Annotated in this window: 9 protein-coding genes and 5 pseudogenes; 2 read left to right on the forward strand and 12 right to left on the reverse strand. The window is 32.5% G+C overall.

What is annotated here, in order from left to right:
• Positions 1–25: 25 nt before the first annotated feature.
• The 3 genes and pseudogenes from ACZDYH_RS29100 to ACZDYH_RS29110 form a co-directional block, all read right to left on the reverse strand.
• Positions 26–199: pseudogene (locus ACZDYH_RS29100) on the reverse strand (DMT family transporter); the annotation flags it as partial.
• A gap of 346 nt (positions 200–545) precedes the next feature.
• Positions 546–707, reverse strand: coding sequence for an aspartyl-phosphate phosphatase Spo0E family protein (locus tag ACZDYH_RS29105; RefSeq protein ID WP_000425960.1), 162 nt, complete (start codon positions 705–707; stop codon positions 546–548).
• 617 nt (positions 708–1,324) lie between these two features.
• Positions 1,325–1,867: a stress protein gene (locus ACZDYH_RS29110; RefSeq protein WP_434714863.1), complete on the reverse strand. Its 543-nt coding sequence runs from the start codon at positions 1,865–1,867 to the stop codon at positions 1,325–1,327.
• 623 nt (positions 1,868–2,490) lie between these two features.
• Here ACZDYH_RS29110 and tnpB point away from each other — a divergent pair.
• A pseudogene (gene tnpB, locus ACZDYH_RS29115) lies at positions 2,491–3,609 on the forward strand (IS200/IS605 family element RNA-guided endonuclease TnpB).
• 70 nt (positions 3,610–3,679) lie between these two features.
• Here the strand turns inward: tnpB and ACZDYH_RS29120 are convergent.
• A complete protein-coding gene (locus tag ACZDYH_RS29120) occupies positions 3,680–4,099 on the reverse strand; it encodes a GNAT family N-acetyltransferase (protein WP_434714859.1) in 420 nt (139 codons plus the stop codon).
• Positions 4,100–4,181: 82 nt separating this feature from the next.
• A complete protein-coding gene (gene fabF / locus ACZDYH_RS29125) occupies positions 4,182–5,417 on the reverse strand; it encodes a beta-ketoacyl-ACP synthase II (protein WP_434714857.1) in 1,236 nt (411 codons plus the stop codon).
• A 122-nt stretch (positions 5,418–5,539) separates the two neighbouring features.
• Between fabF and ACZDYH_RS29130 the strand changes: the two genes are divergently transcribed.
• Complete coding sequence (locus tag ACZDYH_RS29130; RefSeq protein ID WP_434714856.1) at positions 5,540–6,391, forward strand: helix-turn-helix transcriptional regulator; 852 nt, start codon at positions 5,540–5,542, stop codon at positions 6,389–6,391.
• 908 nt (positions 6,392–7,299) lie between these two features.
• On the opposite strand, the pseudogene ACZDYH_RS29135 reads toward ACZDYH_RS29130, so the two are convergent.
• The 7 genes and pseudogenes from ACZDYH_RS29135 to ACZDYH_RS29165 form a co-directional block, all read right to left on the reverse strand.
• Positions 7,300–7,386 (reverse strand): annotated as a pseudogene (locus ACZDYH_RS29135) (transcriptional regulator); the annotation flags it as partial.
• 166 nt (positions 7,387–7,552) lie between these two features.
• Positions 7,553–8,149, reverse strand: coding sequence for an ABC transporter permease (locus ACZDYH_RS29140; protein WP_434714854.1), 597 nt, complete (start codon positions 8,147–8,149; stop codon positions 7,553–7,555).
• Between the two features lie 474 nt (positions 8,150–8,623).
• Positions 8,624–9,502, reverse strand: a pseudogene (locus ACZDYH_RS29145) (Rpn family recombination-promoting nuclease/putative transposase); the annotation flags it as partial.
• A 280-nt stretch (positions 9,503–9,782) separates the two neighbouring features.
• Positions 9,783–10,007 carry a DUF2187 family protein gene (locus ACZDYH_RS29150; RefSeq protein WP_000683046.1) on the reverse strand — a complete coding sequence of 75 codons (225 nt, stop codon included), beginning with the start codon at positions 10,005–10,007 and terminating at the stop codon, positions 9,783–9,785.
• Positions 10,008–10,029: 22 nt separating this feature from the next.
• Positions 10,030–10,665, reverse strand: a complete 636-nt coding sequence (locus ACZDYH_RS29155; RefSeq protein WP_474887868.1) for a recombinase family protein — start codon at positions 10,663–10,665, stop codon at positions 10,030–10,032.
• Positions 10,666–12,086: 1,421 nt separating this feature from the next.
• Positions 12,087–12,323 (reverse strand): DUF2187 family protein, encoded by a 237-nt coding sequence (locus tag ACZDYH_RS29160; RefSeq protein WP_000400417.1) that lies wholly within the window; start codon positions 12,321–12,323, stop codon positions 12,087–12,089.
• Between the two features lie 357 nt (positions 12,324–12,680).
• Positions 12,681–12,831 (reverse strand): annotated as a pseudogene (locus ACZDYH_RS29165) (IS4 family transposase); the annotation flags it as partial.

The following is a 12,831-nucleotide window of genomic DNA, read 5'->3' on the forward strand; positions in this document are numbered from 1 at the left end:
CAAGTCCATTACACTTATTCCTTTCTTAATTAACTCTTTTTAGAGTTAATTTCGGATCATGCCTTTGAGCTCTAAACCCTAATGCGATAGCCGCTCCAATACAACTTGAAAAACATCCAACAAACAAATACAGGGATGGATCTGACTCACCGTTTAAAACGGAAGCTATCCCTCCAATTATAGGGAATAGCGCAGCCATTTTATCTATTGGTATGTTTACTTTAAATAAATTGGATTTAAAATAAATATTACGTTAACACTGTATGTAGGCTATATGTCAAAAACCATTTAAATGTGGTTTTCTCTGTATCTCCTTGTATTGAGTAGTTAGCTTTTGCTAGCTGCTCTTTTATATGTAATCTCGTAAAAATATTTTCATATAAGCCATTCATTTCCACAAACTTCTTTATTTATCAAATAACGACTGTCTATTTATTTATAAACCTCCCTTTATCTAAAAAGCTTCAAAAATTTCTATTCAGCATTTGTACTACTTTTAAGCAATTTAAAATATCCCAAAGTAATCCTCATTAAAATGCAGAGTTCTACTTATTTTTATGTTTTATATAAATAATCTGATTTATTAACACATCTATATCTTGACTTAAATCTAGCACCTGCTGATGTCTAAATCCATATTTATCTACAAGTTTAATTAATTCTACTTTCTTGTCTTCAATTAGTTTTTGTAAGTTTCTCATCTCCATATCTAATAGAACTCCTTTTTACGATTTAGCAGTTAAATTATATTATAGATATAAAAATAAATTAACTGGAATTTTTGGAAATATAATGAAATTAAGATGCGTATGGAATATAATAAAATTATATATATGAATAAATTCATTTAAATTCTTCTATGATAATGTTATAATATTATTAACCAAGAAGTATCCAACAAATTATGATTAATCACTACATTTTCTTTCAGAATAAGTCAACATATAAAAAGACACTATGTATACATAGTGTCTTTTTATATGTTCTAATATTAATTGAACGCCTCCCACCTGCTCACTGGACTGTGCCCTTTCACACTCCTTGAGAAAGAAGTCTTCTTAGCTAAAATGATAAAAAATACTAACAGCCTTATTGTTTTTCGTGATATTCAGTTAATAAAAACAATAAGGGTTTATTGTTTCCATTCCTAAAAATCCTAATTTTTAAATAAAAAAAGAAAAACACTCCCGAGAGTGCTTTTCTTTTTAATAAATATCATCTATACTGTTTTTACTAGGAGTTGATTTTAGAATATGATCTCCTAGGCTTAGATAATACTTTTTATTTAATAAACCGCAAAATTGGCTGATTTTGTGGTTTATTTTTATGGGCGATAAAATTTAACATGGCCACCATCACGATCAAACCAACCTCTAAATGCCCAGTTAATCCATCCGCCATCACCTTTATTCGTGAATTCCCCATCCTCAAATACCCAAATTCCAAAAGTGATTCCATCATATACTGTTGTTCCGAAGAATTTAACACCGTTAAAACGATCCTCATAGTTTTGGTTTAAGTTAAAAACCATAACATTATAACGTTGACCTGCAGAATAAAATGTTGATTCCATTACGCCTTTTACAAATCCTGAACGATTAGTTTGACTATTAATAGCATTCCTAATCAAATTAGCGATACCTAATACATCTATACTTACATCTAAATTCGCACTAGCTTTCGCTGCATTTGGTAACTTAGATTCTACAAAATTAGTAGGTAATTCAGTAGATATGTTAGTAGGAATATTAGTTTTAGCAGGAGAGACCTCAGCTGCACTTGCATCTGTTGGTGCGAAAGCTCCCAATCCTCCTAAACCGATAGTTCCAGCTAAAGCAATGTTCACTAACTTTTTCATTTTTTTCATAAAAAAACCTCCTTTAAATTTTTATAAGGTATTCACCCTTACACCTCAAAGTATATATTTCTTATACAGAAGAGGCAAACGATTTTATCGAAAAGTTTTTAAAGTTTTAATAGTCTAAAAACTAATAAATATGCAAACAAAAATATTATAAATGCATATAAGGGATAAAACCTAAAAGATATATACATTTATATGAATAAAAAAACAATTAACTGAATTTTTTGTAAATAAATGAAAAAACTTTTGTTTTAGTGTCTTAGATTCTTGTGCAAGAAATACTTGCATTGTGTACAACGAGGTAGAGCCACATCGCTATTAAGCTAAAATGTTATAGTATCCTCAGAAAAATCAATTTTTCAGACAAATAATAGTTATATAATATTGTAAATAAAAACATATTATCAACTCTAATAGAATAGAACTTTTAATTTATCATTTTAGCCAAGAAGACTCCTTCCTCAAGGAACGCGAAGTGAGTAGGTGGAAGATGAATCGGCTTTGAACAAGGGATGTGGCAAGGAGCCATCTTAATTGTTCGACATACATAAAGTGTTACTTTGTTATCCATCGAATGTATGTTTGGTATATAATAGTCATATACCGAAATGGAGGTGAATCAAATAATGATTAATACAGCCTATAAGTTTCGTATCTATCCCAATCAAGCACAAGCAATTCTAATTAACAAAACGATAGGTTGTTCTCGCTTTGTATTCAATCATTTCCTATCCTTATGGGATCACGCATACAAAGAAACTGGGAAAGGTTTAACATATGGTACATGCTCTGCCAAACTACCTGCCATGAAGAAAGAGTTTGTTTGGCTAAAAGGAGTGGATAGTATTGCGATGCAGTCGTCTGTTCGCAACCTTGCGGATGCGTATACACGCTTTTTCAAAAAATAAAACAGCGCACCGCACTTTAAATCTAAGAAGAACAACGTACAATCTTATACCACAAAACAAACAAATGAAAACATTACCGTTGTAGGGAACAAAATAAAGTTGTCGAAACTAGGCCTTGTTCGATTTGCCAAAAGTCGCGAAGTAGAGGGGCGTATTGTAAATGCTACGGTTAGACGGAACCCTTCTGGTAGATATTTTGTGTCACTATTAGTTGAAACAGAAGTACAAGAACTTCCGAAAATACATTCTTACATTGAAATAGATGTAGGACTAAAAGATTTCACTATTTTGTCAGATGGAACACACTATGAAAATCCGAAGTTTTTCCGATCATTAGAAGATAAGTTGGCGAAAGTACAGCGTGTTCTTTCTAGAAGAATGAAAGGATCTTCTCGCTAGAATAAACAACGAATAAAGATAGCTAGAATTCATGAATATATATCAAATGCTAGAAAAGATTACTTGGACAAAATTTCAACTGAAATCATCAAAAACCACGATGTTATCGGTATAGAGGATTTGCAAGTATCGAATATGTTAAAGAACCCTAAGTTAGCAAAAGCAATTAGTGAGGTATCTTGGTCGCAATTTCGATCAATGTTAGAATACAAAGCAAAATGGTATGGCAAACAAGTCATTGTCGTATCGAAAACATTTGCTTCCAGCCAATTATGTTCTTGTTGTGGATATCAAAATAAAGACGTTAAAAATCTAAACCTAGGTGAATGGGACTGTCCTTCTTGTCGTACACACCGTGATAGGGATATTAACGCAAGTATCAATCTAAAGAATGAAGCGATAAGGCTTCTAACCGCAAGGACTGCGGGGTTAGCCTAATCAATTAGAGTTCGATAGAACTCTTTACTTAGGAATCCCTCACTTCTAAACGAAGTGAAAGTGGGGGATTTCAATCATATATCATTACCCAATATTTTTCTTCTATCTCACCTTCTTCAATAACTTTTTTCCAGCCCATATTCTCATAAAATTTTAGTGCTTTTTGATTTTTGGAAACACACTTTAATCTTAATGGTGTATTCATCTTTTCTATAGAGGCATGAAGTAACTGTCTTCCAGCCCCCTTACCAAAGAACTCAGGATGTACAAATAAGTTGTGTATAAAGTTTTCAGGTAAATATAAAGAAGCAAATCCGAGGATATGATTATCTTCCTCTGCTAGTATTATATGTTCTCCTTCAGTATGTTTATCAAAATCTTCTACAGTCATTTCATTTCTATCTAGCCAATGAAAACTGTCACGCCGTGACTCTAAATATATCCTTCTTAAATTAGGGTAGTCTAATACAGTTGCTACTCTAATATTCATTTTCTCACTCTCTCTTCCTTTTTTATTGAATAAATCTAACCGTTTCTAGAGGAAACGGTTAGATTTACGAGAGAAAATTTATTCACTCGTATCTCTTTAAAACAATGGCTGCATTATGACCTCCGAAACCAAATGAGTTAGATAGACCTATATTTATTTTCACTTGGCGAGCAACAGATGGTACATAATCCAGATCACATAATGGATCAAGATTTTCTAAGTTAATTGTTGGAGGAACTGTCCCTTCCTTTAAGCTCATTGCTAAAGCAATTGCTTCAACTCCACCAGCTGCCCCTAACATATGACCAAGCATAGATTTATTAGCTGTTACCGGAATCTGATAAGCTTGTTTTCCAAACAGCTGCTTAATAGCCATCGTTTCAGAGATGTCCCCCACTTTTGTACTTGTTGCATGGGCACTAATAACATCAACTTCTTCAGGCGATATATTGGCATTTTTTAAAGCCGATCTCATTGCAAGATAAGCACCTTTACCTTCCGGATGTGTAGCTACGATATGGTGCGCATCTGAACTTGCACCATATCCAATGACTTCTGCATAAATCTTTGCCTCTCTACGTAAAGCGTGAGATAAAGATTCTAAAATTAGAATTCCAGCTCCTTCTGACATGACAAATCCATCTCGATTTCCATCAAATGGACGACTAGCCTTAGTGGGACTATCGTTTCTTGTTGATAATGCTGTAGCGTTACCAAAGCTGGCTATTGATAAGTCTGTTATAGCTGACTCTGTTCCACCCGCAAATATAACGTCAGCTTCCCCAGAACGAATTAGTCTAAAGGCTTCTCCGATAGCTGTATTTCCAATTGCGCAAGCAGAAACAGGTGACATAGAAGGACCCATCGCATTCCACTTGATACTAATTTGTGCTGCTGCAGCATTAGACATTATGGCAGGTACTAGAGTTGGGCTGACTCTTCTTGGTCCCTTCTGCCTCAGCGCATCAACATTTTCAATCAAGGTTTCAATCCCTCCGATACCTGAACCTACGTATACGCCTAACCTTTCTACATCTATACGATCGAGGGCTAACTTAGAATCTGACCAAGCTTGTTCTGCTGCAGCCAAAGCGAATTGAGAAAAACGATCTAAACGTCTTGCTTCTTTCTTTCCTAAAACTTCATCTGCATCAAAATCTTGGACGATACCCGCAATTTTTGTTTTATGATTGGTAACATCAAAAGTATCGATATTGACTATACCAGATTCCCCTTTAATTAGATTGTTCCAAAATGTTTTGATGTCGTTTCCTATAGGAGAAACTACTCCCATACCAGTAATCACAACTCTTTCCACTTTGCATTCCCTCCAATCAATAATATACTTGTATTTTACAGTCAATTTATCCTATTACAAGGGGGGATTTATCCTAGTATAACTACTACTAGGATAAATTGATAAGATAAGGAGTTTTAAAAATGAATAATAAAACAAGGCTTGAAGCTCTGTCGGCATTCTTAAAAGCTAAGCGCGCCCAAATTAGTCCAGAGTCTATTGGTTTGTCTGCCGGAAACCGAAGAAGAACACCCGGGTTACGAAGAGAAGAGGTTGCACAGTTAGCAGGTGTAAGCACCACTTGGTATACATGGCTAGAGCAAGGAAGAGATATAAAGGTTTCTACAATCGTACTTGATTGTATTTCTAAAGCTTTGCAATTAAATAATGATGAAACAGACTACTTATATGACCTGGCATTCGAAACAAATTCAGAAATTACAAGTCCAAAAAAAGATTACTCAAAGCTTAGTCCTTCTTTAATACGAATACTAGATGAATTAACATATTGTCCGACTATCATTACGGATCGACATTGCCATATTGTGGGCTGGAATCCTGCAGCTGCTTATGTTTTTTTAGATTTTGAACAAATACCGAATGATCAAAGAAATTTAATTCGTTTAGTATTCACTAGAAAAGAATTAAAAGCATTAGCAGTCAATTGGGAACATTTTGTAAAAGGTTTTCTTGCTATTTTCCGTACCTATTATGGACGCTATTTAGACGATGAATGGTACAGCCAATTTATTAAAGAAATGAGTCATTCCCATTCAGAATTCCAGGATTTATGGCAAGAAAGCCAAGTGAGTAAGGCTCCAGACATGATAATTGAATTCAGACATGCTAAAGCAGGCAAAATGTTGTTTAATTTAACTTCTCTTCAAGTTCAAGGTGATATGGATTTACGGTGCAGTATCTATACGCCAGTAGAGGAAACAGATACAGAAAATAAATTAAAGCGATTAATGAAGAGGGCTTACAGTGAGAATTAATAAAATAAGTTCTATACATTGGCAAAATGATACTGATTACTGAAGAAAGCCAATATTCCTTATGGGAAAAAAGAGTTAACTTTACTGTTTCCTTTTTGTTCTATGGGTTGATGGCTTTAATTAAAGGAGAATAAGCTAATTTGCATTCGGATTTCTATGATCCCTCTTCCATTATAGGGTGTTTTAATGGAAGAGGGATCATAGAAATGAACAAACTTTTTTATAAAAGAATGAATCAATTAAATAAAGTAAGAGCGTGCTTCGAACAATTTCAGAAGACATAGGTCATTTATCTCTTTGTTCTGTACCCATCAAAGATTTGCACAATACGAGGTCTATCTATCTTGTTTCTCGTACAGAAAAGATAGAACGAGCTCTTTTTAAAACATTTATGACGTTGCCTCACATATCTATCAACCTAACAAAAAAGGTTGCCCCAAAACGATAAAAATGAACTTCGGCGCTGTAAAAAACACAAAATTATCTTTTAGGAGATACTTTAAAGTCTTAGCTTGATAGCGATGGGGTAACATCACATGCCCATCAAGTTAAGAAACACATTCCTTCCTAAAACAAATATTTTACAGTTATTTATGACATTTCAGCTCATTTTTTCCATTTTGAGGACTAACTAATTTCTTGATCTGATGGTGAACGGGATATGTTATTCTTGTATTTATGCTATTGTATAATCTTATATGATATATGGGTTGATTCAATAAATTTTATAAAGAGGTCTCGTGCTATGAAGTTCGAAGACAAGCCTAAATTTCATCTTATTTTTTCATTATGTCAACTCTACTAATTTCTCTTTTCACTTAAAGGTTTCGTTTAAACTAAAAAAATAAAGCCTCAGGAACAGGATCCTCAGACTCTATTTTTTATTTTATATAGGATAGCATAACTTTCTATAATTCTTCTTTACTAACATCATTTGCAGGTTTTATGACCTGATAAGTGCTATTCTTTCCTTTTGCAGGAACAATTCCTTCCATGTACACATCATGCAAAATTTATATAAATAATTTAGATTCCCCAAATAATGTAACCAACTTGTGTCACAATAAACATTTTCTATCAAAAAAAGACCTGCATAAATGCAAGTCAAATATAAATTATGGACTTTCTTTATATAAAATCACTGAAAAAATTTCATATCACTTATGCGTCTGGAGACGGAAATCTTGCAGCTTCAAAATGCGTACTATTTTCTACATTAGAAATAACTCCAGCTACACTACTTTGTGCAAAAATCTCGACTATATCCCCTGCATTTAACTGAATGATTGATGAAACAGCAACAACATTAGCAAAGTTTATTGGACCAAAAAAATCATTATCTATTGCAATTGCCGGATTTCCATTAACTCGAATTTCTACCCGTGCCCTATAGTTTGTGTTTAGATTATTGGGAATGAACGCAATAGTCCCAATAACAGAATAAACACCTCTTGTCTTTGGAATAAAAATTGATGTAGCTGGATTATACTCATTCGCTAAATCAAATTGTTCATTTTGGAATAAGACCTTAACAAATGTATTTGCTGGTAAATTTTGATTAACTGTGCTCACAGCTCTAAAAGCAGATGCTCTTACAAGATTATATTGGTTATCTTCAGAACAACAATTTACTTTTACATTAACCCAAGGTTTCTCCTCATGCTTTTTATCACATTTTTCATAACTCTTACTGCTTCTATGACAATCGTGATATTTCTTTTTGTAATCCTTACAATGATTACAGTAGTAATAAGACATATTAAATTCCTCCTTTTAATTTATTACTACATGCTATGTAAGATAGATTAGTAAAGTTTGGACAATCTGTTACTAATTTTAATAGAATTAAAATTAGTCCTATCAAAAAGTAGGTCAGTGAAACAATATAACATGTAAAGCAGAAAAACTTCATTTGAACCTATCTATATCAACATCACAAAATGCTAGAATTCCATTTCTGTTACTTTAAAACCAAGTTCATGTTATTCCAAAATCCATAATTATCAGCTCAATTTCACTTTTTCCTCTGATAAAATGGATAACGTTTCATCATTAGCCGTTGTATACAAATAAATCTTTTACCGTATCATTCTTCCAATGCTTCATCTCAATAATTTTCAGCTGATCTTATGTTTAGAATGTATCTCATGATTTTTTTGTCACCCTACATAAAAATTCATATAAAAAAGAAACGAAGTCAATTTGACTTCGTTTCTTTTTTATATGAATTTTTTCTAGAATACGTTCAACCTCATCAACACTTAACTTGCTTGCTTTAGCAATTGTTTCAATTGGTACACCAAGTTCATGCATACCGTTAATTATTTGTATTTTCCCTTGCTGAATCCCTTCTTTTTTCCTTCATTACGAGCATGAGCAAACTTTGCAGCTTCATCCATCAACGCTTTCTCCCTTGCTTCATACGCTTGTCGGAAAGAAGAATCTTGACTCATACGTTCCCATTTGTTCATAGCTTTTTGTAAAACCGGGTCTTGGTTCATCGTAATATCCTCCAATGTCTGGGTTAATTGTTCATCTTCATTCGCTGGAAGTAGTAACAATCAGCGAACAAACGAATCTTCCCAAGAATTTACTTGTTCATTACGCCACTGTTGCATTAATTTTGGAATTTCCACTATATGAATTTCAATATCATCACTTAACTTCTTTTGTTGCTGCTGATTCCATAGGATTCCTGTTGTATGAAATGCTTCCTATTCTGGAAACATTTCAAAGTTTAATAAATTAATCGTAATGGTTTTGTGAAGAGAACTATATGGCATTCCCTTTTGTAATTTGGATGTATATAGCCTTCCCCAGTAATATAAACTTCTCTTAATCATGTCATGATTGTTATTCAACTGTATTTCTACATTTACCTTTGTTCCTGTATCTAATGTAGCGGAAATATCTAAAATCGATAATTTATCCTCTTCGTGTTCTCGGTGCAAGTGTGGATCTTCTAATTGTAACGAAACAATGGGCGATTCTAAAGAATCCTGTAATATAAGCATTTAAAAAAGCAATGAGAATATCCTCATTTCTACTTGTACCAAATAATTGTTAAAAAGCAAAATCAATGCGTAAATTCACTAATTGTTGATTGGACATGGGTTTTCCTCTCCCCATCTCATATGATGTTTTTCTTTCATTGTACATAAAAGAGTGATTCATATACAAATAAGCTCTTATATCTGTGGACATAAGAGCTTATTTGCTACCATACATAATTAACAGATTAGTTGGCTGTCATAGAAATTGAAAGATTGCCTACTGTAAGGAAATTCACATTTAGTATACAAAATCCGAACAAAAATGCCAATACACAAATGTATTCAAGACATTATATGACATTTGAAAAGTTGCTTCTAGATTTCTTTAAGAGCGTTTTTCATGAAACTTTACTTTTTACTTGTTTACGGGCTATCTTATGATAACGCCCATGCTTTACTACCTGTCTAGCATCAATTAACTCCTCTTCCATCATATCTGAAACCTCTACAACAATAGTATTCGTTAAAACTCTTACCACATATCCAGTTAATTGCAAGGAAGGATTCTTACGATAAGAAAATTGAACGCAATCACCAATTTTTACTTTTGCTGTATGTTTCATATAATAACCTCCTAAATTATAATTAATCATTCAGTAGATTTTTATGTTTTGTTTCTTCATACTGCTTGGCAAGTTTGTAAAACGAAGAACGTTTGATACCATATTTCTTCATGACTCCTACTGCTGTAATGCCACCAGACTTCCATTCTTTATAGGCTTCAATAAATTCGGCAGTAATTTCTACTGGAGGACGTCCTAACCGCTTACCTTGCCTTTTAGCTAGAGCAATACCCTCCACTTGTCGCTGTTTAATATCATGCCGTTCTTTTTCTGCAAAAGCAGATAAAATGGTAAGAGTGGCTTTCTGAATAGCATTTTGAATAACATCATTTGTACTCTTACCTGTGTAATTTACATTAATGAATGGTTCTTTTATAAATTGTAAATTAATCTCATGCTTTTCATAGTATCTGAATTCCTCTAGGACATCATTCATGCTCCTTCCTAGTCTAGTTAAAGAATCAAATACAATGGTATCACCTGTACGAGCAAGACGTTTTAACATTTGATAATTTTCGCGTTGAATATTTCTATCAGATTGTTTATCGATAAAAATATCTCGATCTTCTATCCCTAAATCTTTCATATTTCGAATTTGTCGTTCTTCATTTTGATCTTTACCGGAAACTCGTACATATCCAAATGTTTTATGTTTCATTTCATACACCTCATCAATAATTATAACAAAAATATCTGTAAATATTCATAGAATATACAGACATCTGTAAAGTTTAAAACCAACCTTTATAGACACACAAAATACTTCCCACATCTTCGAACACATATTAATAAAAACCCATTGACCTCATATACACATACTGAGATTAATGGGTTTTATCAGTTTAACATTCTATATGTTTTGTAAAACTCATTTATTAAATAAAAAAATCCCTTCACGATTTGTGAAGGGGTCAGTATACATTGAAAGGGTACTTCCATTTTAATATGTAAAAGAAAAAACTCATATTGATAAAATTAACCTTTTTGTTTTTTGCCGTTTTTAATTCACTATAAAGAAACTGTAAGGATTAAATTCATCCTATATAGAGTTTTTGTGTTTCTCATTAGACATGTATATTTGATAAATCATAATTTTTATGCAATATTGCATAAAAATTACCTGTCGCTCCTGCTATAATTTTGAATGTAAACTGTTGCATCCAACATTTTATAATCTTCTATATTCATTAATATAGAGACCCTAATTGTAGGAAAAAGGAAAGAATATTGGTGGTTCTTCCCTTTTTCCTTATTTTTTATCTCACTAATGATTCATTCTATAGTCTAAAATATTTTTATTAATGAAACCTGTTAAAATACAAAATTTTAGTTAGCAAACAAGAAATAAACACTTCATTATTATTTCTGCTATATTTAAAGGGCTTTTTTCTAATACAATAAGAAAAACAAAAAGAACTTGTAGTGATTTCTACAAGTTCTTTTTGTTTTAAAGCGAATACACGGGACACATAAATTATCTCATTATTCATAACGGGGAAACCATATTGATTACGGCTTGATTTCATTATATAACAAATATTAACATCCAGAGTTTTAATATTTGAAAATTATGTGAATTTATAATTAAAAATCCACCCTTCCTCTAAAAATTTATCGTTACAAGTTTTCTTAAGTTTTTTTCTTCATGAGAAGTAATTAACTTTTAAACTCTTTCTAATATTCAAAACCACTATTTGTAATCCAATCCATATTTTATTGATACCAATCTAGTTACAGGTATGCTACAATCCATTTGAAATATTGCTTTTGGGAATACAATTGCTATTATAATCGCAATTTATTTTCTACAAACTGATTGGGTGTCAGCCCAAATTGCGGTTCTATTCCGCAGTCCTTAACAAATTGTTAAGGACTTTTTTATCATTTTCAGACAGAAGACTCCTTCCTCAAAAATGTGAAGGTGTGAAACACCAATTTTAGGTGGAGATGAACGCCGGCTGGCATATAAAAGAATCCATGATAGTGCTTTTTCTAAATGAATATGTTACTCTTTAACGGCTGGTATTTATCATCGTAAGAAATCCAGTAACTTCATCAAAAAAATGCTCCTAGATTGATCTAGGAGCATTTTTTTGAAACATTATTTTTTATTTGCCTTTGATTCACTTTATTATAGTAACCGTGTTTTACTACTTGCCTAACATCATCTACTTCAAATCCCATTATCTCTGTAATATCTACAACAATTGTATTCTGTAGAACACTGACTACATATCCGGTTAATTCTAAATTAGGATTTTTACGATATAAAAATTGAACATAATCCCCAATCGTTACTTCTGTTTTATGCTCCATTTGGTACCCCCTGAATCATCCTTAATTATTCGTTAGGTTTCCCTTTTTTTACTTCTTTATACTGTTTAGCAAGTCTATAAAATGTAGAATATTTAATAACCTATTTCTCCATTGCTTCTACATTAATTGTATTGAAAATTTTTAGTTAGCAAATTAGAGATAGATACTTCATTATCATTTCTGCTATATTTAAAAATTTTTACTCTAAATACAATGAGGGGTATCACCACATCGCCATCAAGCTAAGCCCATACAACATCAAGTATAATAGAAGTTGTTACTTTTTTCTAAAAGCTAGGTGTAGAGAATTTAAAAATTTGCATGCGAAATAAACCCTATCGGGTTTCAATTTTTGAATTAGGCCGCTTGATCATCAGACATAGTACAATTGTAAACGACACCTAATATATCAAAGACTGTTTTCTTCTCATATCTGTGAGATTTTCGCCCGTTTTGCTGTAGGAGGTTGAACAGGCGAAGTAACACCTTTGATAGCTCTTGGGTGTCT

The sequence above is a fragment of the Bacillus sp. EB V-12 genome (genome assembly GCF_056158125.1).